At 43.5% G+C, this 25,826-nt stretch carries 32 protein-coding genes and 2 rRNA genes; 6 read left to right on the top strand and 28 right to left on the bottom strand.

The window, feature by feature from the left end:
* Positions 1 to 64: 64 nt before the first annotated feature.
* The 6 genes from ACRWP9_RS03225 to ACRWP9_RS03200 form a co-directional block, all read right to left on the bottom strand.
* A 23S ribosomal RNA gene (locus tag ACRWP9_RS03225) occupies positions 65 to 2,967 on the bottom strand.
* 396 nt (positions 2,968 to 3,363) lie between these two features.
* Positions 3,364 to 4,908 (bottom strand): 16S ribosomal RNA (locus ACRWP9_RS03220).
* The 16S and 23S rRNA genes sit together here, the layout of an rRNA operon.
* Before the next feature lie 538 nt (positions 4,909 to 5,446).
* A complete protein-coding gene (locus ACRWP9_RS03215) occupies positions 5,447 to 6,040 on the bottom strand; it encodes a TlpA family protein disulfide reductase (RefSeq protein WP_434927809.1) in 594 nt (197 codons plus the stop codon).
* Between the two features lie 167 nt (positions 6,041 to 6,207).
* On the bottom strand, positions 6,208 to 6,681 hold the full coding sequence (nrfF, locus tag ACRWP9_RS03210; protein ID WP_434927808.1) for a heme lyase NrfEFG subunit NrfF: 474 nt from the start codon (positions 6,679 to 6,681) through the stop codon (positions 6,208 to 6,210).
* Complete coding sequence (locus ACRWP9_RS03205) at positions 6,681 to 7,235, bottom strand: DsbE family thiol:disulfide interchange protein (protein ID WP_434927807.1); 555 nt, start codon at positions 7,233 to 7,235, stop codon at positions 6,681 to 6,683. Before ACRWP9_RS03205 ends, nrfF begins: the two co-directional genes overlap by 1 nt.
* A 13-nt stretch (positions 7,236 to 7,248) precedes the next feature.
* Positions 7,249 to 9,225 (bottom strand): heme lyase CcmF/NrfE family subunit, encoded by a 1,977-nt coding sequence (locus tag ACRWP9_RS03200; protein ID WP_434927806.1) that lies wholly within the window; start codon positions 9,223 to 9,225, stop codon positions 7,249 to 7,251.
* Between the two features lie 417 nt (positions 9,226 to 9,642).
* Between ACRWP9_RS03200 and ccmI the strand changes: the two genes are divergently transcribed.
* Positions 9,643 to 10,914: a c-type cytochrome biogenesis protein CcmI gene (gene ccmI, locus ACRWP9_RS03195; protein ID WP_434927804.1), complete on the top strand. Its 1,272-nt coding sequence runs from the start codon at positions 9,643 to 9,645 to the stop codon at positions 10,912 to 10,914.
* 115 nt (positions 10,915 to 11,029) lie between these two features.
* Here ccmI and ACRWP9_RS03190 read toward each other — a convergent pair whose 3' ends face one another.
* Positions 11,030 to 11,323, bottom strand: coding sequence for a c-type cytochrome (locus ACRWP9_RS03190; RefSeq protein ID WP_434927803.1), 294 nt, complete (start codon positions 11,321 to 11,323; stop codon positions 11,030 to 11,032).
* A gap of 325 nt (positions 11,324 to 11,648) precedes the next feature.
* Here ACRWP9_RS03190 and ccmA point away from each other — a divergent pair, with 325 nt between their 5' ends.
* From ccmA to ccmE, 5 genes are read left to right on the top strand one after another with little or no spacing between them, the layout of a single operon-like run.
* The gene (ccmA, locus tag ACRWP9_RS03185) at positions 11,649 to 12,299 is read left to right on the top strand and encodes a cytochrome c biogenesis heme-transporting ATPase CcmA (RefSeq protein WP_434927802.1); all 651 of its coding nucleotides are present in this window, start codon (positions 11,649 to 11,651) and stop codon (positions 12,297 to 12,299) included.
* 9 nt (positions 12,300 to 12,308) lie between these two features.
* A complete protein-coding gene (gene ccmB, locus ACRWP9_RS03180) occupies positions 12,309 to 12,995 on the top strand; it encodes a heme exporter protein CcmB (protein ID WP_434927801.1) in 687 nt (228 codons plus the stop codon).
* Between the two features lie 13 nt (positions 12,996 to 13,008).
* Complete coding sequence (locus tag ACRWP9_RS03175) at positions 13,009 to 13,755, top strand: heme ABC transporter permease (RefSeq protein ID WP_226411966.1); 747 nt, start codon at positions 13,009 to 13,011, stop codon at positions 13,753 to 13,755.
* Complete coding sequence (gene ccmD / locus ACRWP9_RS03170) at positions 13,755 to 13,955, top strand: heme exporter protein CcmD (protein ID WP_226411968.1); 201 nt, start codon at positions 13,755 to 13,757, stop codon at positions 13,953 to 13,955. Before ACRWP9_RS03175 ends, ccmD begins: the two co-directional genes overlap by 1 nt.
* Complete coding sequence (ccmE, locus tag ACRWP9_RS03165) at positions 13,952 to 14,449, top strand: cytochrome c maturation protein CcmE (protein WP_226411970.1); 498 nt, start codon at positions 13,952 to 13,954, stop codon at positions 14,447 to 14,449. The genes ccmD and ccmE overlap by 4 nt, the downstream gene beginning before the upstream one ends.
* Positions 14,450 to 15,592: 1,143 nt before the next feature.
* On the opposite strand, the gene rplQ is transcribed toward ccmE, so the two are convergent.
* The 21 genes from rplQ to rpsC all read right to left on the bottom strand — a co-directional run bounded on the left by rplQ (position 15,593) and on the right by rpsC (position 25,821).
* A complete protein-coding gene (gene rplQ / locus ACRWP9_RS03160) occupies positions 15,593 to 15,988 on the bottom strand; it encodes a 50S ribosomal protein L17 (RefSeq protein ID WP_226411972.1) in 396 nt (131 codons plus the stop codon).
* A gap of 39 nt (positions 15,989 to 16,027) precedes the next feature.
* Complete coding sequence (locus ACRWP9_RS03155; protein WP_188843792.1) at positions 16,028 to 17,017, bottom strand: DNA-directed RNA polymerase subunit alpha; 990 nt, start codon at positions 17,015 to 17,017, stop codon at positions 16,028 to 16,030.
* 24 nt (positions 17,018 to 17,041) lie between these two features.
* Positions 17,042 to 17,662 (bottom strand): 30S ribosomal protein S4, encoded by a 621-nt coding sequence (rpsD, locus tag ACRWP9_RS03150; protein WP_226411974.1) that lies wholly within the window; start codon positions 17,660 to 17,662, stop codon positions 17,042 to 17,044.
* Between the two features lie 31 nt (positions 17,663 to 17,693).
* On the bottom strand, positions 17,694 to 18,086 hold the full coding sequence (rpsK, locus tag ACRWP9_RS03145; RefSeq protein WP_011635661.1) for a 30S ribosomal protein S11: 393 nt from the start codon (positions 18,084 to 18,086) through the stop codon (positions 17,694 to 17,696).
* Positions 18,087 to 18,103: 17 nt separating this feature from the next.
* Positions 18,104 to 18,460, bottom strand: coding sequence for a 30S ribosomal protein S13 (rpsM, locus tag ACRWP9_RS03140; RefSeq protein WP_226411976.1), 357 nt, complete (start codon positions 18,458 to 18,460; stop codon positions 18,104 to 18,106).
* A gap of 118 nt (positions 18,461 to 18,578) precedes the next feature.
* Positions 18,579 to 18,692: a 50S ribosomal protein L36 gene (gene rpmJ, locus ACRWP9_RS03135; RefSeq protein WP_006083579.1), complete on the bottom strand. Its 114-nt coding sequence runs from the start codon at positions 18,690 to 18,692 to the stop codon at positions 18,579 to 18,581.
* Positions 18,693 to 18,715: 23 nt separating this feature from the next.
* Positions 18,716 to 20,056, bottom strand: coding sequence for a preprotein translocase subunit SecY (secY, locus tag ACRWP9_RS03130; protein ID WP_226411977.1), 1,341 nt, complete (start codon positions 20,054 to 20,056; stop codon positions 18,716 to 18,718).
* Between the two features lie 7 nt (positions 20,057 to 20,063).
* The gene (gene rplO, locus ACRWP9_RS03125) at positions 20,064 to 20,498 is read right to left on the bottom strand and encodes a 50S ribosomal protein L15 (RefSeq protein WP_226411978.1); all 435 of its coding nucleotides are present in this window, start codon (positions 20,496 to 20,498) and stop codon (positions 20,064 to 20,066) included.
* Positions 20,498 to 20,686 (bottom strand): 50S ribosomal protein L30, encoded by a 189-nt coding sequence (rpmD, locus tag ACRWP9_RS03120; protein ID WP_226411979.1) that lies wholly within the window; start codon positions 20,684 to 20,686, stop codon positions 20,498 to 20,500. Before rpmD ends, rplO begins: the two co-directional genes overlap by 1 nt.
* 6 nt (positions 20,687 to 20,692) lie before the next feature.
* Entirely contained in the window at positions 20,693 to 21,196 is a 504-nt protein-coding gene (gene rpsE, locus ACRWP9_RS03115) for a 30S ribosomal protein S5 (RefSeq protein ID WP_076502247.1), read from the bottom strand.
* Positions 21,197 to 21,206: 10 nt separating this feature from the next.
* Positions 21,207 to 21,557 (bottom strand): 50S ribosomal protein L18, encoded by a 351-nt coding sequence (rplR, locus tag ACRWP9_RS03110; protein WP_188843805.1) that lies wholly within the window; start codon positions 21,555 to 21,557, stop codon positions 21,207 to 21,209.
* A 10-nt stretch (positions 21,558 to 21,567) separates the two neighbouring features.
* On the bottom strand, positions 21,568 to 22,101 hold the full coding sequence (gene rplF, locus ACRWP9_RS03105) for a 50S ribosomal protein L6 (RefSeq protein WP_226411980.1): 534 nt from the start codon (positions 22,099 to 22,101) through the stop codon (positions 21,568 to 21,570).
* 10 nt (positions 22,102 to 22,111) lie between these two features.
* On the bottom strand, positions 22,112 to 22,504 hold the full coding sequence (gene rpsH, locus ACRWP9_RS03100) for a 30S ribosomal protein S8 (RefSeq protein WP_188959299.1): 393 nt from the start codon (positions 22,502 to 22,504) through the stop codon (positions 22,112 to 22,114).
* Between the two features lie 23 nt (positions 22,505 to 22,527).
* Entirely contained in the window at positions 22,528 to 22,833 is a 306-nt protein-coding gene (gene rpsN / locus ACRWP9_RS03095; protein WP_226411981.1) for a 30S ribosomal protein S14, read from the bottom strand.
* A gap of 10 nt (positions 22,834 to 22,843) precedes the next feature.
* A complete protein-coding gene (gene rplE, locus ACRWP9_RS03090; protein WP_226411982.1) occupies positions 22,844 to 23,383 on the bottom strand; it encodes a 50S ribosomal protein L5 in 540 nt (179 codons plus the stop codon).
* A 13-nt stretch (positions 23,384 to 23,396) separates the two neighbouring features.
* Positions 23,397 to 23,711: a 50S ribosomal protein L24 gene (rplX, locus tag ACRWP9_RS03085; RefSeq protein WP_226411983.1), complete on the bottom strand. Its 315-nt coding sequence runs from the start codon at positions 23,709 to 23,711 to the stop codon at positions 23,397 to 23,399.
* Between the two features lie 12 nt (positions 23,712 to 23,723).
* Complete coding sequence (gene rplN / locus ACRWP9_RS03080; RefSeq protein WP_011494644.1) at positions 23,724 to 24,092, bottom strand: 50S ribosomal protein L14; 369 nt, start codon at positions 24,090 to 24,092, stop codon at positions 23,724 to 23,726.
* Between the two features lie 178 nt (positions 24,093 to 24,270).
* Complete coding sequence (rpsQ, locus tag ACRWP9_RS03075) at positions 24,271 to 24,519, bottom strand: 30S ribosomal protein S17 (RefSeq protein ID WP_188922997.1); 249 nt, start codon at positions 24,517 to 24,519, stop codon at positions 24,271 to 24,273.
* Complete coding sequence (rpmC, locus tag ACRWP9_RS03070) at positions 24,519 to 24,710, bottom strand: 50S ribosomal protein L29 (protein WP_006083592.1); 192 nt, start codon at positions 24,708 to 24,710, stop codon at positions 24,519 to 24,521. The genes rpsQ and rpmC overlap by 1 nt, the downstream gene beginning before the upstream one ends.
* Positions 24,710 to 25,120, bottom strand: coding sequence for a 50S ribosomal protein L16 (gene rplP / locus ACRWP9_RS03065; protein ID WP_124017689.1), 411 nt, complete (start codon positions 25,118 to 25,120; stop codon positions 24,710 to 24,712). The genes rpmC and rplP overlap by 1 nt, the downstream gene beginning before the upstream one ends.
* A gap of 11 nt (positions 25,121 to 25,131) precedes the next feature.
* Positions 25,132 to 25,821, bottom strand: a complete 690-nt coding sequence (gene rpsC / locus ACRWP9_RS03060; protein WP_226411984.1) for a 30S ribosomal protein S3 — start codon at positions 25,819 to 25,821, stop codon at positions 25,132 to 25,134.
* Positions 25,822 to 25,826 lie beyond the last annotated feature (5 nt).

Below are 25,826 nucleotides of genomic sequence, written 5' to 3'. Positions count from 1 at the left end.
CGTTACACTATTTAAGCGTCCCATTCTAATACTAAGTCGTATCAGTAAAACCCATCTGGGTTGTATGGTTAAGCCTCACGGGTCATTAGTACAAGTTAGCTCAACGCCTCACAACGCTTACACACCTTGCCTATCAACGTAGTAGTCTCCTACGGCCCTTTAGAGAGCTTAAAGCTCTAGGGATGACTCATCTTGGGGCTCGCTTCCCGCTTAGATGCTTTCAGCGGTTATCGATTCCGAACGTAGCTACCGGGCAATGCCATTGGCATGACAACCCGAACACCAGCGGTTCGTCCACTCCGGTCCTCTCGTACTAGGAGCAGCTCCCCTCAATCATCCAACGCCCACGGCAGATAGGGACCGAACTGTCTCACGACGTTCTGAACCCAGCTCGCGTACCACTTTAAATGGCGAACAGCCATACCCTTGGGACCGACTTCAGCCCCAGGATGTGATGAGCCGACATCGAGGTGCCAAACACCGCCGTCGATATGAACTCTTGGGCGGTATCAGCCTGTTATCCCCGGAGTACCTTTTATCCGTTGAGCGATGGCCCTTCCATTCAGAACCACCGGATCACTATGACCTACTTTCGTACCTGCTCGACGTGTATGTCTCGCAGTTAAGCTGGCTTATGCCATTGCACTAACCGTACGATGTCCGACCGTACTTAGCCAACCTTCGTGCTCCTCCGTTACTCTTTGGGAGGAGACCGCCCCAGTCAAACTACCCACCAGGCACTGTCCTCAACCCCGATAAGGGGCCAGAGTTAGAACATCAAAACTACAAGGGTGGTATTTCAAGATTGACTCCACTCCATCTAGCGACGAAGCTTCAAAGTCTCCCACCTATCCTACACATGTAGGTTCAATGTTCAGTGCCAAGCTATAGTAAAGGTTCACGGGGTCTTTCCGTCTAGCCGCGGGTATACGGCATCTTCACCGCAATTTCAACTTCACTGAGTCTCGGCTGGAGACAGCGTGGCCATCATTACGCCATTCGTGCAGGTCGGAACTTACCCGACAAGGAATTTCGCTACCTTAGGACCGTTATAGTTACGGCCGCCGTTTACCGGGGCTTCGATCATGAGCTTCTCTTGCGATAACCCAATCAATTAACCTTCCGGCACCGGGCAGGCGTCACACCGTATACGTCATCTTGCGATTTTGCACAGTGCTGTGTTTTTGATAAACAGTTGCAGCCACCTGGTATCTGCGACTGCCGTCAGCTTAGGGAGCAAGTCCCATCACCAACAGCAGCGTACCTTCTCCCGAAGTTACGGTACCATTTTGCCTAGTTCCTTCAGCCGAGTTCTCTCAAGCGCCTTGGTATTCTCTACCCGACCACCTGTGTCGGTTTGGGGTACGATCCCTACTAACCTGAAGCTTAGAAGATTTTCCTGGAAGCATGGCATCAACTACTTCATCACCTTAGTGACTCGTCATCAGCTCTCAACGTGTACATTTAAGTACGTGTTCCCGGATTTGCCTAAGAACACCGCCTACTACCTTAAACGCGGACTACCAACGCCGCGCTAGCCTAGCCTTCTCCGTCTCTCCATCGCAGTTAGCAGAGGTACAGAAATATTAATCTGTTTTCCATCGATTACGCCTTTCGGCCTCACCTTAGGGGTCGACTCACCCTGCCCCGATTAACGTTGGACAGGAACCCTTGGTCTTTCGGCGAGGGAGTTTTTCACTCCCTTTATCGTTACTCATGTCAGCATTCGCACTTCTGATACGTCCAGTGTGGGTTACCCCTTCACCTTCAACCGCTTACAGAACGCTCCTCTACCGCTTGCAGTAAACTGCAAACCCGTAGCTTCGGTGGTATGTTTAGCCCCGTTAAATCTTCCGCGCAGGCCGACTCGACTAGTGAGCTATTACGCTTTCTTTAAATGATGGCTGCTTCTAAGCCAACATCCTAGCTGTCTAAGCCTTCCCACATCGTTTCCCACTTAACATACACTTTGGGACCTTAGCTGACGGTCTGGGTTGTTTCCCTTTTGACAACGGACGTTAGCACCCGCTGTCTGTCTCCCGAGTAGTACTCATTGGTATTCGGAGTTTGCAAAGGGTTGGTAAGTCGGGATGACCCCCTAGCCTTAACAGTGCTCTACCCCCAATGGTATTCGCTCGAGGCGCTACCTAAATAGCTTTCGAGGAGAACCAGATATCTCCGAGTTTGATTGGCCTTTCACCCCCAGCCACAAGTCATCCGCTCATTTTTCAACATAAGTCGGTTCGGTCCTCCAGTTGATGTTACTCAACCTTCAACCTGCCCATGGCTAGATCACTCGGTTTCGGGTCTACGCCTTGCAACTAAACGCGCAGTTAACACTCGGTTTCCCTACGGCTCCGCTATTCGCTTAACCTCGCTACAAAACGTAAGTCGCTGACCCATTATACAAAAGGTACGCAGTCACGGTCTCAAGAACCGCTCCCACTGCTTGTACGTATACGGTTTCAGGTTCTATTTCACTCCCCTCACAGGGGTTCTTTTCGCCTTTCCCTCACGGTACTGGTTCACTATCGGTCAGTCAGGAGTATTTAGCCTTGGAGGATGGTCCCCCCATATTCAAACAGGATGTCACGTGTCCCGCCTTACTCGTTTTCATCTATGGTTAGTTTTCATGTACGGGGCTATCACCCTGTGCCGCTGAGCTTTCCAACTCATTCCACTAACACCCCATAGACTTAAGGGCTAATCCCCGTTCGCTCGCCGCTACTAGGGGAATCTCGGTTGATTTCTTTTCCTCTGGGTACTTAGATGTTTCAGTTCCCCAGGTTCGCCTCATACAGCTATGTATTCACTGTATGATGACCACTTATGTGGCCGGGTTTCCCCATTCGGATATCGTTAGCTCAAATGCTTATTACTAGCTCGCCAACGCTTTTCGCAAGTTATTACGTCCTTCATCGCCTCTGACTGCCAAGGCATCCACCGTATACGCTTAGTCACTTAACCATACAACCCAAATGAGTTTCACAACCCTTGTAAACAAGAGAATGAACTAATTAGACTGTATCGCAACTAGCTGGTTTTTACTTGTCTCACTCCCGACCAGGAAGTGTGACTCGCCTTAGTTTTTAGAATATTCAAGACACTTAAACAGTGTTTTGAGAACTCAAGATACTGATGCTTTCGCATCAATATTATTTTCGCACTAACGTAATCACACAAACGACAACGAATCATCATTCATGCGCCTTTAGTTAGTACTATCAGCTTTCCAAATTGTTAAAGAACAACACTTAACCGGCAAGCGGTGTGTTTCACTCTACTTCCGAAGAAGTTAACAAGTAATCTGTGTGAACACTCACATGCATCTCTGCACTTTAGGTATTGAGTTAGTCGTATAGGTAAGGAGGTGATCCAGCCCCAGGTTCCCCTAGGGCTACCTTGTTACGACTTCACCCCAGTCATGAACCACAAAGTGGTGAGCGTTCTCCCGAAGGTTAAACTACCCACTTCTTTTGCAGCCCACTCCCATGGTGTGACGGGCGGTGTGTACAAGGCCCGGGAACGTATTCACCGTGACATTCTGATTCACGATTACTAGCGATTCCGACTTCATGGAGTCGAGTTGCAGACTCCAATCCGGACTACGACGTACTTTGTGAGATTAGCTCCACCTCGCGGCTTTGCAACCCTCTGTATACGCCATTGTAGCACGTGTGTAGCCCTACTCGTAAGGGCCATGATGACTTGACGTCGTCCCCACCTTCCTCCGGTTTATCACCGGCAGTCTCCCTAAAGTTCCCGACATAACTCGCTGGCAAATAAGGATAGGGGTTGCGCTCGTTGCGGGACTTAACCCAACATTTCACAACACGAGCTGACGACAGCCATGCAGCACCTGTCTCAGAGTTCCCGAAGGCACTAAGCTATCTCTAGCGAATTCTCTGGATGTCAAGAGTAGGTAAGGTTCTTCGCGTTGCATCGAATTAAACCACATGCTCCACCGCTTGTGCGGGCCCCCGTCAATTCATTTGAGTTTTAACCTTGCGGCCGTACTCCCCAGGCGGTCTACTTAATGCGTTAGCTTGGGAGCCCAGTGACTAAGTCACCAAACTCCGAGTAGACATCGTTTACGGCGTGGACTACCAGGGTATCTAATCCTGTTTGCTCCCCACGCTTTCGTGCATGAGCGTCAGTCTTTGTCCAGGAGGCCGCCTTCGCCACCGGTATTCCTTCAGATATCTACGCATTTCACCGCTACACCTGAAATTCTACCTCCCTCTACAAGACTCTAGTTCCCCAGTTCCAAATGCAATTCCTAGGTTGAGCCCAGGGCTTTCACATCTGGCTTAAAAAACCGCCTGCGCACGCTTTACGCCCAGTAATTCCGATTAACGCTCGGACCCTCCGTATTACCGCGGCTGCTGGCACGGAGTTAGCCGGTCCTTCTTCTGTAGGTAACGTCACAGCAATAGTTTATTAAACTACTGCCTTTCCTCCCTACTGAAAGTGCTTTACAACCCGAAGGCCTTCTTCACACACGCGGCATGGCTGCATCAGGCTTTCGCCCATTGTGCAATATTCCCCACTGCTGCCTCCCGTAGGAGTCTGGGCCGTGTCTCAGTCCCAGTGTGGCTGATCATCCTCTCAGAACAGCTAGGGATCGTCGCCTTGGTGAGCCATTACCTCACCAACTAGCTAATCCCACCTAGGTTCATCCAATCGCGAAAGGCCCGAAGGTCCCCTCCTTTCCCCCGTAGGGCGTATGCGGTATTAGCAGTCGTTTCCAACTGTTATCCCCCTCGACTGGGCAGATCCCTAGGCATTACTCACCCGTCCGCCGCTCGCCGGCAAAGATAGCAAGCTATCTTCCCGCTGCCGCTCGACTTGCATGTGTTAGGCCTGCCGCCAGCGTTCAATCTGAGCCATGATCAAACTCTTCAATTAAAGTTTTTTGAAACCCGAAGGTTTCGGCTCAATGAATTCTGATTGCTTTATCAACCGAAGTTAACAAAGTCTTTTTGTACATATTGCCATGAACATTCATCGTTGCATTGAGTTTAAATTTTTTGATTGCTCTTCCTAAGAAGAAGCAATTTCGAATAACTCAATACCTGTGAATGTCCACACAGATTTCTTGTTTAAGTTGTTAAAGAGCGTTGATGTTGATTTTTCAAACATCGCCGTTGGACGCTAGGTCGTTGGCTTGGGCTGCGTATTCTACAGGCCCTGTTGTCAGCGTCAAGTGTTTTTTCAAACTTTCTTTTCGCTGTTGATTTGATGATGAAACCGAAGTTTTTATCCTTTCAAATCAACCTAACTCGCCACTTTGCTTTCGCGCTGTGCCGTGTCAGTGGATGCGCATTATAGGGAGATTCTGAGGCAGTGCAACCCCTTTTATAAAGTTTTTATATAAAAAAAGATCGCTTGACGATCTTTTAACCTAACACGATCTAAATCGTTTAATTAGGCACCAAAAAGAATACTAATCGACCACTTTTCCTGTTGTGGTGTAAAACTGCTTTAAGAAGGTTATAGCGTTCTCATCGTCCCAATCAACATAACTACGTACATAAGCTACCAGTTCCCCTTGCGGATTTAATATAAAAGTCGCCGGAATTGTTTCTAACGGGAACACTTCACGAAGATTTTGCTTGGGATCAAAATAAGATTCGAATTTTGGTAGACCTATCGATTGCAAAAATGGTTGCACTATCACTTGGCCATCGCCATCAATTGATATAGGTAACAACATGTATTGGGTTTGATCTATTTTTTTGGCAAGCCTGTCTAGTGCTGGAAGTTCTCTGACACAAGGGGGACACCATGTCGCCCACATATTCACTAAGATGACTTTACCTTTGAAGGCTTCAAAATCTATTTGATCATTATTCAATTGGCTGAAGTTAGCTTGGGCGATGGGAAAAGGTTGCTCCAGGATGATGATTTTATCCAAACTGGTTTGAGATACTGATTTTTGACTAGGTTGCATACCTGGGTAGGCTACACCGCTTTCTATTAACAGCATGCTAGCACTAATAATAGAGGCTACAACAACAAGTTTTTTTTTCGATATCATTATTTAACCTCAAGTCGGGTTAAGAGATACAGTCAATAGGCTAAACCCTACACTTTTAGCCTATTTTATCGCAAACTTGCTATTTGTTTTGAAAGCAAAGCACGTTGATGTAACGCTGTTAACAAAACAAAGAGCAGTTTGAAAAGTCTTTATATTCTGGACTGAGGTTATTTATTACGTTTTAGTAATTCATCAAGCTGCTGTTTATCTTCAGCTGACATCTCGGCATGGGCATATTTTACATTTCTCTGGCGACGAATAAGTATCGCGCCAACAATGAAACCTATAAATAGCAGCGCAAAAGGACCAATCCAAAGAACATATGTTTTTGGATCAAGTCGCGGTTTATAAAGTACAAAGTCACCATAACGACTTGTCATGAACTCTACAATTTGCTCATCTGACTTACCATCATCAACCATCTTATAAACTTCTAATCGCAAATCTTGAGCGACTGGCGAATTAGAATCAACTAAGTTTTGGTTTTGACATTGTGGGCAACGCAACTCATGTGCGAGTGAAATAGCACGCTTTTGATTACTGGGTGTTTTGAATTCATAGGTATCTACTGGTGTGGCATGGACCACTACACTCGATAACAAACCAATAACTAACGCGAACGATAAATTAACTAATTTCATTACGCTGCTCCATCCGCTTTAGCTTCAGCTTGTAGCTGCTTAACCATTGGATATAAGGTATCTTGCCAAATATTTTGATCAATTGGGCCTGCATAGCGAAATCGTATAATGCCATTATGATCAATGATAAATGTTTCTGGCGCACCATATACCCCGAGATCCAAACCTAAACGACCATCTTTATCATAAAAGTTGATCGTATATGGATCCCCTTCGCGCTGTAGCTCTTTTATTGCCAGTGCTCGATCGTCACGATAATTAATACCATATATAGGCATAATATTACGACGAGACAACATAGTTAAAAAAGGATGTTCATATTTACATGCAGGACACCAGGTGGCCCACACGTTTAATAATGAAACTTGACCTTTTAAATCAGCTTCAGTCAACAGTTCACCAGGGGTTTCAAGTCTCTCAAGTTGGAAAGCCGGCACCGGCTTCCCTTCTAATGCTGAATCCAGCTTTTGTGGATTAAGGAATAAACCTTGATATAAGAATATTCCCATCACCAAAAATAAGGCTAGAGGTATAAACAGCACCAACTTTTTCATAAATTCTCCGTTTTTAAGCTGTCGCTAACTTTTCTTTTGCTTTGTCGTTTACTTCGGCAGCCGTGCTCTTTACGCGATAACGCTTATCTGATGCAGCAAGGAAACCACCAATCATCATAAAGATTGATCCGAACCATAACCAACGTACAAAAGGTTTGTAGTTTAGACGTACAGCAAACTCGGTCGCACTGATTGGGTCACCCATGGTGACATATAGGTCACGGAATAAACCCCAATCGATACCGGCTTCTGTCATGTCCATTGTACGAACATTATATTGACGACGATCCGGTTTTAATAAGGTAATGTATTTATCATCTTGATAGATTTCTATTTGACCTTGTTGTGCTGTGTAGTTTGGTCCAACGACATTCTTAGTTTCAAGATACTTGAATGTGTAACCCGCTAACTCTTGACTGATTCCTGGCCCCATGCGAACACTTTTCTCTATTGAGTAGTTCGACACCATAGTGGCACCAACAATTGAGACGGCAATACCTAAGTGGGCCATGATCATTCCAAGTTGGCTACGCCCAATACGGGTTAAACTGATGCTGCCATCTGTTCCTTTAACCATATTGTATGCAGCGCGGAATGTCGATAATGTCACCCATGTTGCCGCAGTAATGCCAAGTACAACCCATATATTGAATTCGCCGCCCATGAGGAAAGGTACAGACAAACCGATCACTGCTGCAACCATTGCAGGCACAAGCAATTGACGCTTGATCTCGCCTTGCTTTGATTTCTTCCAGCGAATGATTGGACCAATACCCATAAAGCCAAACAGTACTAACACGATTGGAACGAATACCGCGTTGAAATATGGAGGTCCTACAGAAATTTTACCCATACCGAGCGCATCTATAAGCAGCGGATATAAGGTTCCAAGTAGCACGGTACCGGCAGCTACAGTTAATAGCACGTTACAAACCAACAACATGGTTTCTTTAGACTTAAGCTCAAATCGAGCAGGACTGCTCATTTCGCTGGCACGGAAAGCAAACAGAGTTAAAGAGCCACCAACGGCAATAGCCAGTAGAAGCAGAATAAACATACCACGGCTTGGATCTGCTGCAAATGAATGCACCGATGTGAGTACACCGGAACGCACAATAAAGGTACCCAGTAAGCTTAATGAGAAAGCAAAGATTGATAGCAAAACAGTCCAATTGCGGAATGCACCACGCTTTTCAGTTACCACTAAAGAGTGAACCAATGCTGTACCTATTAGCCAAGGCATAAAAGAAGCATTTTCAACTGGATCCCAGAACCACCAACCACCCCAGCCTAATTCATAGTATGCCCACCAAGAGCCTAGTGAGATACCACCGGTTAAGAACACCCAAGCAGCCAACGTCCAAGGACGAGACCAACGAGCCCAAGCTGAATCTAAACTACCACTCATTAATGCTGCAATAGCAAAAGCAAAGCTTACTGAGAAACCTACATAACCAAGGTATAACATAGGTGGGTGGAAGATTAGCCCCACATCTTGCAACATTGGATTTAAGTCACGTCCTTCCATTGGAATTGGAAATATACGCTCAAATGGACTTGAGGTTAGAACCATAAACAAGGTGAAACCAACAATAATCATGGCTAGTACTGCTAGCACCCTCGCAGTAAAGACTTCTTCTAAGCCTTTACTGAACATGGCTACAGCTGTTGCCCACACTGACAATGAGAATACCCAGAATAATAATGAACCTTCATGACCGCCCCATACTGCAGCAATTTTAAAGAAGATGGGTAATTGTGAATTTGAATGATGTGCAACATAGGCGACTGAAAAGTCATCCACCGCGAAGCTGTAGCCTAATATAACTACTGAAACTAGAATGAAGAAAAACATACCGTACGCAAGAGGCCAGGCATATCTCACTAAATATGCATCTTTCTTGGCAGCACCTATTAATGGAACACTGGCTAATAACATGGCAAATGCCAAACCTATTATCAGTGAAAAATGTCCAATTTCTGGAATCATGGGTATTCCTTAGTTATAAAAACATTGATTTGATATCAACAAACCACGTTAATGCAGGTGATGAGCATACGTTACTATACTCACATTAGCTTAAGCGAATTTTAAATCATTTTAGAGCTTGCCAGCTCACATGTCTGCCACTTTCGTGCAAAACTGGGTTACTTGTCTCATTATCGGTACGCTGTAGGATCAAAAGTCTCTAATCACAATCACACTGCGATAAGACTAACAAAATGATCTAAAGTTTCTTACCATTTAATGTTCACATTTTAAATTGTGAACCAGTGCTCAACTCTCAAGTTTGAGCTTTATATCTTCCTTATATTACTATTCAATTAATAATCTTTACGTATAATCGTCTAATCAAGCTCAGCGGAACCCCCGCTTTCCTATAAACTAAAAGTGAATATTGAAACGATGACCACATTTTGGATTCTTATCGCGCTTGTCCTTATTATCGGTTTAATGATGATTTGGGTACCTCATTTTCGTCAGACAAAGCTACTTCAAGCTGAAGAGTCTGGCGTCCGTAAACAAACTAACCTTGAACTTTTTAATGAACGTTTAGGCATTCTTGAGAAAGAATTACAAAACGATTTACATGATCAGAATGAATTTGACGCATTAAAGCAGGAACTAGAAATTAGTTTATTGCAGGATATGAAGCATAAGGGTGATGACTCACTTGCTGCTGCAAAACCAAAAGGTATTTTATGGCCCTCTTTGATGACCATAGTAGTGTTGGGACTAACAGGTTACTTCTATCAGCAGCTTGGTGCATATAATGAACTGGCAAATCCGCCACAAGCTAATAATCCGCATCAAGGAATGAGTAATGAACAAATTATGGCTCAGCGTGTGCAGATGATGGAGGCAGAGGTTCAACAAGCTCCTGAAAACAGCCAAGCATGGTTTAGCCTAGGTCATGCTTATATTTCAGCAAACCAATATAATAAAGCTGTTGCTGCATTCGATAAAGTCATGGAGTTAGTCGGAACCCACGCTGAATTACTAGGCCCTAAAGCAACGGCGATGTATTACCAGGCAGGTCAGAAGCTCACGCCAGATATTCAGGCTATTATTGAGCAGTCATTAGCTTTGGATGCACAAGACCCATCTACATTATTACTTGTCGGAATGGACGCCTTTTTTAATGCTCAATATCAAGATGCAATTAATGCATGGCAAGCTATTTTAGATAGTGACCGTAGTGATGTTGACCGCACAGCATTAATGAATGCTATTCAGTCTGCTAAAATGAGTATGCAATCAGATACGGGAGCCATGCCAAATGATGATGCCCACAGTGCTGTTAAAAATACCGCCACTGAAGCAGGTACAACAATTGCAAAAACTGTCAGTGTTATGGTCGAAGTTGCACCGGAATTAGCGTCTAAGGTTGGGCCAAATGATCAAGTATTTATTTTTGCTCGCGCAACTCAAGGGCCAAAAGTGCCTTTAGCAGCGACTAAAGTCAATGCTAGTGATTTACCATTGACCATTACCTTAGACGATAGTACTTCTATGGGAGGGGATGTAAAATTAAGTGGTGCTAGCGAAGTTGAGATTATAGCCGTGCTATCAAAACATGGCAGCGTCAAACCACAAGCGGGTGACATGAAAGGTACTGTAGATGCTGTTAAAGTCGGCGGTAAAACCACGCTCGTATTAGATACAATAGTTCAATAACTTAGATTAAGGCGAACTTATTAGGTTCACCTTAATAGAGGTCTACGCAAATTTGCTGTCAGACATCCATAAAAAAACCGGCTATTAGGCCGGTTTTTATATTCTTAAAGAAGTATTACTTAGACATGAACTCAATAGCGTTCTTGTAATCTTCATCAGAACAGTCAGTACACATACCACCTGGTGGCATTGCATTTAAACCTGTCTTAACAGAGTTTAATAGTACATCAACACCCTTGGCTAAACGAGGTTCCCAAGCAGCAACATCATGAGATTTAGGCGCACCGGCCACACCCATGCTGTGACATACTTGACATGCCTTGTTATATACAGCTTCACCTTCTTGAGCAAATACATTCGCAGACAAAGTTAAGGCAGCTACTGCAGTCATTGCTAACAATTTTTTCATGTTCAACGTTCCTAATTGCAAATAAATACAAAGCTCAACGCTGCCTGTTATTTTTAGAAGGCAGACTATTTTTAGCTCTACTAGATTACTACATACTGCAAAAAATCTCACCTTTTTGTGATAACAATCTCACCTTGGCATTCAAATCAACCAATATTAACCAGTTCAAGTAATATATTAGCAAATGTTGAAAAAACTCGCATTTTAGTAATTTTATTGGAACTACATCAAATTGCGGGCACTTAATGATAGCTAAAGTTAACTGCATAATACTGTTTATGTTAATATCTTTTAATCTTTATTAGTCGATTAAATAGAGGGCTCAGTGACAAAAATAACATCATCCACTCCCTTGATCAGTGCAAACAACCTAACATGCATCCGCGAAGAGCGTTTATTATTTGACGAGCTTAGCTTTGATATCATGCCTGGGGATATCGTTCAAATTGAAGGTCCGAATGGCTCCGGAAAAACAAGCTTATTACGTATTCTAGCAGGTTTATCTCGTCCCTATTCCGGGGATGTGCTGTATTTGAAACACAACATCATTCGATCGCGTGATGAGTTTAATGAAAATTTACTTTATTTAGGGCACCTAGCCGGCGTTAAAAGTGAATTAACCGCAGAAGAAAATCTTAACTTCAATTTAAGAATCAGTGGTTATGATGACTATAGAACGTCTGACATTTTAGCCAAAGTAAACTTAAGCGGGTTTGAAGAAGCATTAGCAGGACATCTGTCTGCAGGGCAACACCGGAGAACAGCGTTAGCAAGATTATGGCATACCAATTGTAAAATATGGATATTGGATGAGCCTTTTACTGCAATCGATAAAAAAGGTGTTGAAGAGCTGGAGCAACTCTTTATGGAGCATGCTAATCGCGGTGGATGCGTAATTATCACAACTCATCAAGATATGAGTTTAATTACTGAGCCTAATCTTCGTAAAATCACTCTCGATTATCGTTTTATATAAGGCTCAATAATGAACAGAGGTATTAGCTACAGCAGCGCGTTTGTGACCTTGTTAAAACGTGATTTGAAAATTGCGGTTAGACATCGTGGTGACATATTTAACCCACTGTTATTTTTTATTATGGTGGTAACTCTATTCCCACTAGGAATTGGACCAGAACCGCAAGTACTAACACGTGTAGCTCCAGGAATAATATGGGTAGCAGCTCTACTGGCATCAATGCTGTCACTGGAAAGGCTCTTTAAAGCGGATTACAGCGACGGTAGCTTAGAGCAAATGTTACTTAGTCCTCAGCCGCTAGCGATTATGGTATTGGCTAAGGTCTTAGCTCATTGGATTTTAACGGGTGTGCCATTAATACTCGTATCACCATTATTGGCGGTATTGCTTCATTTAGAAGGTAATAGCTATGTTGCTTTAATGGCTACCTTAGCGTTGGGAACACCTGTCCTGTCACTATTAGGTGCAATTGGTGTGGCTCTTACTGTTGGGCTCAGTAAAGGTGGCGTATTACTGACCTTATTAATATTGCCTTTATATATACCGGTGTTGATTTTTGCTACAAGTGCTATCGATGCGGCAGGGATGAATTTACCTTATGATGGTCAGCTAGCGATTATTGGCGCTATGCTGGTTGGTTCTTTAATTATGGCACCTTTTGCAATTGGCGCCTCCTTACGTGTGAGTACAAATTAATATGTGGAATAAGATGTGGAAATGGCTTAATTCATATGCAGACCCTGAGCGATCTTATAATCTAGCAGGAAAAATGTTGCCCTGGTTTGCATGTTTAGCAATTGCAATGATAGGTGTTGGTACGACATGGGGCTTGTTATATGCTCCGATGGATTATCAACAGGGTGATAGTTTTAGAATTATATATATACATGTTCCTGCAGCATCCATGTCAATGGCAGCCTACATGGGGATGGCAACCGCTTCATTTATTGGTATCGTCTGGCAGATTAAAGCCGCCGATTGGGCTGCGGCATCTATTGCCCCAATTGGAGCAGTTATTACTTTTATCGCATTATTTACTGGCGCTGCATGGGGAAAACCTATGTGGGGTACATGGTGGGTTTGGGATGCTCGTTTAACTTCAGAACTAGTACTATTATTCCTTTACTTGGGTGTTATTGCACTTTACGCCTCATTTGAGGACAAAGTATTGGCAGGCAGAGCTGCAGGCATATTGGCCATCGTTGGGGTAATCAATATTCCAATTATCAAGTATTCAGTTGAATGGTGGAGCAGCTTACATCAACCTGCCACAATCAAGATTACAGAAAAATCTACAATGACTGGAGATATGCTCTATCCACTGCTTATCAATATTGCTGGATTTGGCATGATGATAGGAGCATTAACCATAGTAAGATATAGAGCAGAAGTATTGGCACGTAACGGAATGCGTCCTTGGGTTCGTGATTTAGCTAACGCGGAGGCGACAAAATAATGCAATTCGATACATTAGCAGAATTTTTAGATATGGGCGGCTATGCGTTCTTTGTATGGTTAGCTTACGGTGTAACATTTGGCAGTTTGGCTATTTTGATCATTCATAGTCTTAGCCAAAGGAAAAAAGTTCTTATTGAGATATCTAAAAAGATCATCAGAGAAGAACGATTAAAAGAATCGAGAGGTAATAAATCGTGAACCCAAGACGTAAAAAAAGACTCACACTGGCAGTAGCTTTAATCGCAGGTGTAGCAGGTGTCGCTTCACTTTTACTGTACGCGTTAAATACCAATTTGAACTTGTTTTATACACCATATGAAATTGTACATGGTAAGAATGACACTGGAGTTAAGCCAGAGATTGGACAGCGTATTCGCGTAGGCGGCATGGTCACTGTTGGCTCTATGATACGCGACCCAAGCAGTTTACATGTGGAATTCGCGGTACATGACTCAGTAGGTGGCGAAATCATTGTGACATTTGACGATCTTCTTCCAGATTTATTCCGCGAAGGCCAGGGAATAGTCGCTCAAGGCGTATTAGTGGAATCAGGTAAGCTGGAAGCAACTGAAGTACTTGCAAAGCATGATGAAAATTATATGCCACCAGAAGTTGCTGAAGCAATGGGACAAACCCACAAAAAATTAGATTATCCAGAAGGCGCAGAGCCAAAGGGCTATAAATACCAGTAACTTATATTGAAAAACTACAAATTCAAAGCCTATAAATTAATAGAGTTGAAATAGATATTGGTTCTTATACCTAGATTAATAATCTCTTTGAATAAAAAGACTGAATCCAAAAGATTCGGTCTTTTTTATATTCGTATAAAAAATTATTGGTCAAGTTAAATTAGCCGCGGTTTTAGTGCGATTCCAATATAAACGGTCTGATTCATTTGGCGTTACCCATCATTATATTGATGGGGTAGAGGTTCACTGCAATATTCAGTAATGTAATTTATGAACGCTTTGTCTGCTTCTGTAAGAATTCCCATAACAGCTTACGGGAACCGATTCAGATTTAAAACTGCTGAAATCGTTACGTCAGTGAAATATCCGAACAACTTCCACAACGACTCAAATTTTGCTTGTAGTGATCGAGCTGAAGAGGCATTAACTTCAAGCTTATATGTCGCAAGCATTGGTAGCTGTTATTCATCCAATTCTTTAGCACAGGTGACTCGAAAACTATATTCGAACCTTTAGACATCAATTCTCAATCTGGCGAACATGACAATCCTCATCGACTTATTTACGAGTAAGTGAAACTAAGGTAATCGCAAAATAAGCATAATTATTACAGCTCCAAATAGACATCAGAAAGCCAAATCATAAATGAATTTCATAAAATAAAGACAAATTATGGATTTAGCATGTTTGAGAGTGCAACAAACGCTTATGCTGCATTCCGATGAGCATGCTGAGGCTACTGAAAGCTTACTAAAGTGTACATTTTCATTAGATTACACACTTGATAACAACTGGTATTAACCCGTTGTTAGTTACTAAAGACTACTGTGAACGTTAAAAATTGCAGATAATACTAAGTAACCTCAGCTCGGGATAATAAATGCATATCAAACAGATCTTTGCCCCGCTAACTGTGTTGAATTCATTTGCAATAGCTCGCTATTGACGCATAAATTCGCCTTGTTAACAGCGCAAAGCTCAAGTTTGAGGGTAAACAGTTGAATTTTGACTATTTCAATACCGTTTATTCATTCTTAACACGAGCTGAGGTTAAGTAGAATAAAACAAGGGATAAGAAAGCTGAAAAGTGGATATAAAAAAACCGAGCCTAGGCTCGGTTTTTAATAAGTAATTAAAAATTAATTACTCTGCAGCTTCAACTTCAACAGCTTCAGCAGCTTCAGGACGACCTACTAACTCGATGTAAGCCATTGGGGCTTTATCACCGGTACGAAGACCGCACTTAAGAATACGAGTGTAACCACCAGGACGTTCCTGGAAGCGTGGACCCAATTCAGTAAATAACTTACCTACAACTTCAGCGTCGCGGGTACGAGCGAAAGCTAAACGGCGATTTGCAACGCTGTCTACTTTAGCTAATGTTATTAGAGGTTCAACTACGCGACGCAATTCTTTCGCTTTTGCTACAGTTGTCTTGATTATCTCATGACGAACTAGTGAGCATGCCATGTTACGGAACATAGCTTGGCGATGACTGCTGTTACGATTTAGTTGACGACCACTCTTACGATGGCGCATGACTAATCCTTATAACCTTAATCTGTACTAACCTGAGACTTATAGGTCGTCTGCTAAACTAGCTGGAGGCCAGTTTTCAAGACGCATACCTAACGACAGTCCGCGAGATGCTAAAACGTCCTTAATTTCAGTAAGTGATTTCTTACCTAAGTTAGGGGTTTTCAACAACTCAACTTCAGTGCGTTGTACCAGATCACCGATGTAATGAATCGCTTCGGCTTTCAAACAGTTAGCCGAACGTACAGTTAGCTCTAAATCGTCGACAGGACGCAACAATATCGGATCGAATTCCGGTTTATCATCTTCCTCAGGCTTAGCAGCAGGCTCACGTAAATCAACAAACGCATCTAGCTGTTCGGCTAAAATAGTTGCTGAGCGACGAATTGCCTCCTCAGGATCGATAGTACCATTAGTGGTCATATCAATTACGAGCTTATCTAAGTCTGTGCGCTGTTCAACACGAGCCGCTTCTACATTGTATGCAATGCGAGCAACAGGTGAGAAAGACGCATCAACCAACAGGCGACCGATTGGACGATCATCGTCTTCGGTTTGTGCACGAGCCGAAGCAGGTACATAACCACGACCACGTTCAACACGGATACGCATGCTGATGTCATTATTACCAGTCAAATGACAGATAATATGATCAGGATTCATGATGGTAACATCGCCATCATGTGTGATATCTGCTGCTGTAACAGGGCCTGTGCCGGACTTACTTAACGTAAGCATAGCCTCGTCTTTACCCTCGATAGTTACCGCTAAACCTTTAAGATTTAACAATATCTCAAGGATATCTTCTTGTACGCCTTCCTTACTGCTATATTCGTGCAGTACGCCATCTATCTCGACTTCTGTAACAGCACAGCCAGGCATAGATGACAATAGGATGCGACGCAACGCGTTACCTAAGGTATGGCCAAAACCACGTTCTAGCGGTTCTAGTGTAACTTTGGCGCGAGTTGAATTAACCTGCTCAATTTCAACGAGACGCGGTTTAAGAAATTCTGTAACAGAACCCTGCATTGTGTCCTCTCTTGTTTGTTAGCTTTACTTAGAGTAAAGCTCGACGATCAGCTGTTCGTTAATATCCGCAGACAAATCGCTACGTTCTGGTAGACGCTTGAAAGCACCTTCCATTTTCGCATTGTCGACTTCTACCCATGTAGGCTTTTCGCGTTGACCAGCCACTTCTAAAGCCGCTTTAATACGAGCTTGAGTGCGTGATTTTTCACGGATGCTTACAACATCATTCGCAGACACTTTGAATGACGGAATGTTAACTACACGACCGTTAACCATAATAGATTTATGGCTTACTAGCTGACGTGATTCTGCACGAGTAGAACCGAAACCCATACGATAAACTACGTTATCTAGGCGGACTTCTAAAAGTTGTAACAAGTTTTCACCTGTATTACCTTTTAAACGTGCAGCTTCTTTGTAGTAGTTACGGAATTGCTTTTCTAACACACCGTAAATACGACGAACTTTTTGTTTCTCGCGTAACTGAGTACCATACTCAGACAAACGTGGCTTACGAGCGCCATGTTGTCCAGGTGCAGTTTCCAGCTTACACTTTGATTCGATTGCTCTCACACCGCTTTTTAAGAAAAGGTCTGTACCTTCTCGGCGGCTGAGCTTGAGCTTAGGACCCAAGTATCTTGCCATGATCTTTCTCCAACTATCCTATAACGTAGTGTTATACACGACGTTTTTTAGGTGGACGACAACCATTGTGAGGGATAGGTGTCACATCAGTAATATTGGTTATTTTATAACCAACTGCGTTCAGTGCGCGAATCGCTGATTCACGTCCTGGACCTGGACCCTTCACAAAAACTTCAAGGTTTTTAACACCATAATCTTGCGCAGCAATACCTGCACGCTCTGCCGCAACCTGTGCAGCAAACGGGGTCGATTTACGTGAACCACGAAAACCAGAACCACCTGAGGTAGCCCAAGATAAAGCATTACCTTGACGATCGGTAATGGTTACGATTGTGTTGTTGAAAGACGCATGGATATGAGCCATGCCATCTGCAACCTGTTTACGTACGCGCTTACGCGGAGAACGTGACGGAACTTTAGCCATTTTGGTTTACCTTCCCGTTACTTTCTGATTGGTTTACGTGGACCTTTACGCGTACGCGCATTGGTCTTAGTACGTTGCCCACGAAGTGGCAGGCTACGACGATGGCGGAGACCACGATAACAACCAAGATCCATAAGACGCTTGATGTTCATTGAAATCTCACGACGTAAGTCACCTTCTACAGCATATTTGGCGACTTCTTCGCGTAGGATATCTATTTGAGCTTCGCTCAATTCCTTGATCTTAGCATCTTCAGCAATTGAAGTAGCAGCACAGATTGCTCTTGCGCTTGTACGTCCAATACCAAAAATAGCAGTCAATGCGATGACTGTATGCTTTTGATCAGGAATGTTAATGCCAGCGATACGGGCCACTATGCACTCCTTAAATGTTAAAGGCTATCTGCGAAAAGCCCGAAAGGATACTCGACAGACAACAAATTTGCAAACAATATTTTTGGTCAGCCCATTATTGGGCTGACCAACTTCTTACTTAGCCTTGACGCTGTTTGTGTTTAGGTTCAACACATATAACGCGAACAACACCACTACGCTTGACGATCTTGCAATTACGGCAGATCTTCTTCACGGAAGCTCGAACTTTCATTTCATCACTCCGTAAAAGCTAACTTATTTTCCAAAGCGATCTAAATTCGCTTTGTTGACTAAATTAGCTTTCTTCATCACAGACTCATACTGATGAGACATCATATGGGTCTGAACCTGAGCCATGAAGTCCATGATCACGACTACTATAATTAGTAGCGAAGTACCGCCAAAATAGAACTGTACTTTCCACGCAATTAACATGAACTCCGGAATTAAGCAGATAAAGGTAATATACAACGCACCCGCTAAGGTTAAACGTGTCATTACTTTATCAATGTAACGCGAAGTCTGTTCACCGGGACGAATCCCAGGAATGAATGCACCACTCTTTTTCAAATTATCAGCTGTTTCGCGTGGATTAAAAACCAACGCAGTATAGAAGAAACAGAAAAAGATAATTGCTGTCGCATACAATAATGAATACAGCGGTTGTCCAGGGGACACAGCTAAAGCGAAATCGCTTAGCCATGACATAGACTCATTTTGTCCAAACCACTGAGCCAGTGTGCCTGGAAACAAAATAATGCTGGATGCAAATATTGGTGGAATTACACCTGCCATATTTACTTTAAGTGGTAAATGAGTGCTTTGCGCAGCAAAAACCTTACGGCCTTGTTGACGTTTAGCATAGTTGACAACGATTCGACGCTGTCCACGTTCCACAAACACTACAAAATAAGTTACAGCAAATACAATAACCGCGAGCAACAGTAGTACCAATACATTCAAGTCACCTTGACGCGCCTGCTCGGCTGTTGAGCCGATAGCCGATGGTAATCCTGCAACAATACCTGCGAAAATTAATATCGAGATACCATTACCAATACCACGTTCGGTAATCTGTTCGCCTAACCACATTAGGAACATAGTTCCTGTGACTAAACTTACAACAGCAACAAAGTAAAAACCAAATCCAATATTGGCCACGAGGCCAGGAACTAAATTCGGTAAACCTGTCGCGATACCGATAGATTGCAATGTACCCAGTACAAGTGTGCCATATCTAGTATATTGACTTATCTTTTTACGCCCTGACTCGCCTTCTTTTTTCAATTCAGCAAGTGCAGGATGCACAACAGTCAATAACTGCATAATAATCGATGCCGAAATATACGGCATGATACCTAATGCGAAGATAGAGGCACGCTCTAAAGCACCACCCGAGAACATGTTAAACATGCCAAGGATGGTATCTTTTTGCTGAGCAAAAAGCTCTGCTAATACAGCTGCGTCAATACCAGGAATTGGTACAAACGAACCGGCTCTAAAGACGATAATCGCACCAATCACGAACAGAAGGCGAGTTTTCAGTTCAGATAAACCACCTTTCGCGCTTTTTAAATCAAGTCCTGGTTTTGCCATCGACGTATTATTCCTCGATCTTGCCACCGGCAGCTTCAATAGCTGCACGTGCACCTTTGGTTACCTTTAGACCTTTTACAGTCACTGGGCGCTCAATGGTACCTGAAAGAACGATTTTCGCAAACTGGATATTGCGAGTAATAACGTTCGCAGCTTTCAGAGTGTTTAAATCGATGACATCACCGTTAACCTTTGCTAGTTCGAGTAAACGAACTTCAGCTGAAACCAAAGCTTTGCGAGATGTAAAGCCGAACTTAGGTAAACGGATTTTAAGAGGCATTTGACCGCCTTCAAAACCTACACGCACACCGCCGCCAGAACGAGACTTTTGTCCCTTATGACCACGACCTGCTGTTTTACCTAAACCTGAACCAATACCTCGGCCAACACGCTTAGGAGCAGATTTAGAACCTGCTGCTGGAGATAGAGTATTTAGACGCATTATCCTAATTCCTCCACCGAAACCATGTAGTAAACCTTGTTAATCATACCGCGAACTGAAGGAGTATCTTCAAGTTCAACTGTATGACCAATACGGCGCAGACCTAAACCTGTTAGGGTAGCTCGGTGTTTTGGTAAACGACCGATGCTGCTTTTGGTCTGTGTTACTTTAACTGTTTTAGTAGCCATGGTGCATTATCCCCGAATTTCGTCAACATTCAGGCCACGTTTAGCAGCGATTTGAGCAGGTGACTTCATGTGCACCAACGCATCGACTGTAGCGCGAACGATGTTGATCGGGTTAGTAGAACCGTATGCTTTTGACAGAACGTTATGAACGCCTGCTACTTCCAATACGGCACGCATTGCGCCACCGGCAATAATACCAGTACCTTGTGATGCTGGTTGCATGTACACAAGTGAACCTGTATGACGACCTTTAACTGGGTGATGCAGAGTACCTGCATTCAACTCAACGGTCACAATGTTACGACGCGCTTTTTCCATAGCTTTTTGAATCGCTGCTGGAACTTCACGTGCTTTACCGTAGCCATAGCCAATCTTACCGTTACCGTCACCCACTACTGTTAGTGCTGTGAAGCTAAAGATACGACCGCCCTTAACTACTTTAGAAACACGATTAACTGCAATCAATTTTTCTTGCAAATCGTCTTTTTGCTGAGCTTCTAATTTAGCCATTTATAACCCCTTAGAACTTCAGGCCAGCTTCACGAGCAGCGTCTGCTAATGCAGCCACACGTCCGTGATACTTGAAACCAGAACGGTCGAACGCAACAGTAGCCACGCCCTTCTCGATCGCACGCTCAGCAACTAGTTTACCAATTGCTTTGGCCGCATCTACGTTTCCGGTACTCTTTAGTTGCTCTTTAACTGTTTTTTCAACAGTTGAAGCGGCAGCTAACACCTGAGCTTCAGGACTAATAACCTGAGCATAAATGTGACGCGGTGTACGATGTACAACCAGACGATTCACGCCTAGCTCTTGGATCTTCTTACGTGCACGAGTAGCGCGACGTAAGCGAGATGTTTTCTTATCCATATCGCGTTACCTACTTCTTCTTAGCCTCTTTACGGCGTACAACTTCGTCGTCATAGCGAACACCTTTACCTTTATAAGGCTCTGGTGGACGGTAACCACGAATGTTTGCAGCAACTTGACCAACCAACTGTTTATCAACGCCTGTTAGGACGATTTCAGTTTGGCTAGGACATTCTACTGTCACGCCTGCGGGTAGCTTGTGTACTAATGGATGTGAGAAACCTAATGTTAAGTCTAAGTCACTACCAGCGATTTTCGCACGGTAACCTACACCAACAAGTTTAAGTTTTTTCACAAAACCTTGAGATACACCAACAACCATATTGTTTACTAGTGCACGTGCAGTACCTGCCTGCGCCCAAGCTTTTTCAAAGCCTTCGACAGGTAGAAACTTAACTTGTGCATCTTCGATAACAACATTTACCGCATTGTTGATTACTCGAGTCAGACTTCCTTTACTGCCTTTGACAGTTAAAGTCTGTTCGTTTAAAGTCACCTCTACGTCAGCAGGGATAGTGACTGGTGCTTTTGCAACACGAGACATTACTAACTCCTTACGCTACGTAGCAGATAACCTCGCCACCCGAGCCAAATTGGCGGGCGGCACGATCAGTCATCAAGCCTTTAGAAGTGGACACAATTGCGATACCCAGACCGCCCATAACCTTTGGAAGTTCGTCTTTACCTTTGTAAATACGAAGACCAGGACGGCTTACGCGCTGGATAGTCTCAACGACTGGTTTGCCTTGAAAGTACTTTAATGTAATTTCTAATTCAGGCTTAGCTTCATCTGCTACGGCGTAGTCAGTAATGAAACCTTCATCTTTAAGTAATTTCGCAATTGCTACTTTTAACTTAGCTGAAGGCATCTTTACAGATACGTGGTTAGCAGCTTGGCCGTTACGAATACGGGTTAACATATCCGCAATAGGATCTTGCATGCTCATATTAGCTTACTCCGTACAAGTGCTTACCAGCTGGCCTTACGTAGGCCAGGAACTTCACCACGCATGGTTGCTTCACGTAATTTAATACGGCTTAAGCCGAATTTACGTAAGAAGCCATGTGGGCGACCAGTTTGATTACAGCGATTGCGTTGACGCGATGCGCTTGAATCACGTGGTAGTGCTTGCAACTTAAGTACCGCATCCCAACGATCTTCTTCCGAAGTCTCTGGGCTGCTGATAGTAGCTTTAAGTGCTAGACGCTTTTCAGCATACTTAGCTACGAGCTGTGCACGTTTTGCTTCACGTGCTTTCATAGAAGTTTTAGCCATTATGCTACCCTTATTTCTTAAATGGGAAGTTAAAAGCGGTCAACAAAGCACGACCTTCTTCATCATTTTTCGCAGTAGTAGTGATAACAATATCCATACCACGAATCTTATCGATTTTATCGTAATCGATCTCAGGGAAGATGATCTGTTCTTTCACACCCATTGCATAATTACCACGGCCGTCAAACGCTTTAGCGCTTAAGCCACGGAAATCACGAATACGTGGGATTGCAATGTCAACTAGACGCTCTAAAAATTCCCACATGCGCTCACCGCGCAGGGTAACTTTACAGCCTATAGGGTAGCCTTCACGGATTTTAAAGCCAGCAACTGATTTACGAGCAACAGTTACAATTGGCTTTTGGCCAGCGATTGCAGTCATGTCACGAAGCGCGTGCTCCATAACTTTCTTATCTGCAACAGCTTCACCAACACCCATGTTAAGGGTGATTTTATCAATCCGAGGGACTTGCATGACACTGCTATAACCGAACTTTTTAGCTAGTTCAGCGATCACAGTCTCTTGATATTTATCATGCAGTTTCGCCATCGTTTACTCCAAATTACTTAACGAGTTCGCTGTTCGATTTATAAAAACGGACTTTTTTGTCGTTTTCAAATCGGAAACCAACACGATCTGCCTTGCCTGTGGCTTGGTTAAAGATCGCTACGTTTGATGTTTGCATCGGTGCTTCTTTCTCGATAACGCCGCCAGCTACGCCCAATTGTGGGTTTGGCTTTTGGTGTTTCTTAACGAGATTGATGCCTTCAACAATTAATTTACCAGTAGGTAGAACTTGAGAAACCTTACCGCGTTTACCCTTGTCTTTACCTGCTAATACAATCACTTCGTCTTCACGACGGATTTTTGCTGCCATTTTGAAAGCTCCTTACAGTACTTCAGGTGCCAGAGAGACAATCTTCATAAATTGCTCAGTACGCAATTCACGTGTCACTGGTCCAAAGATACGAGTACCAATCGGTGCAAGGTTTGCGTTAAGCAATACCGCTGCATTCCGATCGAAGCGAATGACAGAACCGTCTGGACGACGTACGCCTTTCTTAGTACGGACTACCACCGCGTTATATACATCACCTTTCTTCGCTTTAGCGCGAGGAATCGCTTCTTTAACAGAAACTTTGATAATGTCGCCGATACCGGCATAACGACGATGAGAGCCACCCAAGACCTTAATACACTGAACTCTACGTGCGCCACTATTACATGCGACGTCTAGAGTCGATTGCATTTGGATCATTTTAAGTGCTCCGCTATCGTTACTACACAAATCCCAATATTGGGACAATATTTAGCCAAAAATGAGGATAGTTTTACTCAATTTTGGCGCGCAAGTATAACACCACAATATCGGATTGCATAGTAAAAAAACAAACGGCTCCAAAATAAGGAGCCGTTTAGATTAACCTAACATAAAATTAGGCTTTGGTTACTACTTCAGCTAGGGTCCAAGACTTAGTCTTAGATAGAGGACGACACTGACTAATAGTCACTATGTCACCTTCATTACACTGATTAGTTTCGTCATGTGCATGGATCTTAGTAGTACGCTTGATGTACTTCCCATAAATAGGATGTTTCACTTGGCGCTCAATAGCAACAGTAATAGATTTTTCCATTTTGTTGCTAATTACTTTACCTTGCAAAGTACGGATTTTATCAGACATTACGCACCTGCCTTAGAAGTAATAATGGTCTTAACACGTGCAATGTTACGACGCACTAGTTTCAATTGATTCGTTTGAGTCAATTGACCAGTAGCGTGTTGCATACGCAGGTTAAACTGCTCACGCAGCAGACCAAGTAATTCAGCGTTAAGTTCTTCAACGCTCTTTTCTCTTAGTTCGCTCGCTTTCATTACATCACCGTCTTAGTTACGAAGGTAGTCTTCAGAGGTAGTTTAGCTGATGCTAAAGCGAAGGCTTCACGAGCCAACGATTCAGGTACACCACCCATCTCATAAAGAACCTTACCAGGTTGAATCTGACATACCCAGTATTCAACGTTACCTTTACCTTTACCCATACGCACTTCAAGAGGCTTAGAGGTAATTGGTTTGTCAGGGAAAACTCGAATCCAAATTTGTCCTTGACGTTTAACATGACGTGTCATGGCACGACGTGCAGATTCGATTTGACGAGCAGTTAAACGGCCACGGCCGACTGCTTTCAAACCGAAAGTACCAAAGCTAACTTCAGTACCGTTCGCTAGACCGCGGTTGCGGCCTTTGAACATCTTGCGAAACTTCATACGTTTAGGTTGCAGCATTAAAGTTTCTCCTATTTACCACGAGGCTTACGCTTAGGTTGCTGCTTTGGCTCTTCAATAGCAGGCATCATACCGTCTAGAACTTCGCCTTTGAAGATCCAAACTTTAATACCAATCACACCATATTGCGTGTGACTTTCAGCTGTTGAATAGTCGATATCAGCACGTAAAGTATGTAAAGGTACACGACCTTCACGATACCATTCTGCACGTGCGATTTCAGCACCACCTAAACGGCCGCTAACTTGAACCTTGATGCCTTGAGCACCAATACGCATTGCGTTTTGAACCGCGCGCTTCATAGCACGACGGAACATAACACGGCGCTCTAATTGCTGTGCAATACTGTCAGCAACAAGCTTAGCGTCTAATTCAGGCTTACGGATTTCAGCGATGTTGATTTGAGCAGTAGTGCCTGTGATTTTAGACACATATGCACGTAGTACTTCAACGTCTTCACCTTTCTTACCAATCACAACACCTGGACGGGCAGTGTGAATAGTAACGCGGATGCTTTTCGCTGGGCGTTCAATGACAATCTTAGATACTGATGCGGCCTTTAACTTTTCAGTTAAATATTGACGCACTTCCCAGTCGCTGTTCAGATTATTTGCATAGTCTGATCCATCTGCGTACCAGGTAGAGATCCAAGGCTTAGTGATACCCAGACGGATACCATTAGGATGTACTTTCTGTCCCATTGCTC

The organism is Shewanella sp. HL-SH2 (assembly GCF_051164935.1).
Classification (GTDB): Bacteria; Pseudomonadota; Gammaproteobacteria; order Enterobacterales; family Shewanellaceae; genus Shewanella; species Shewanella glacialimarina.
The sequence above is the reverse complement of the archived record's forward strand: the minus strand, read 5'-3'. Positions and strand labels throughout refer to the sequence as shown.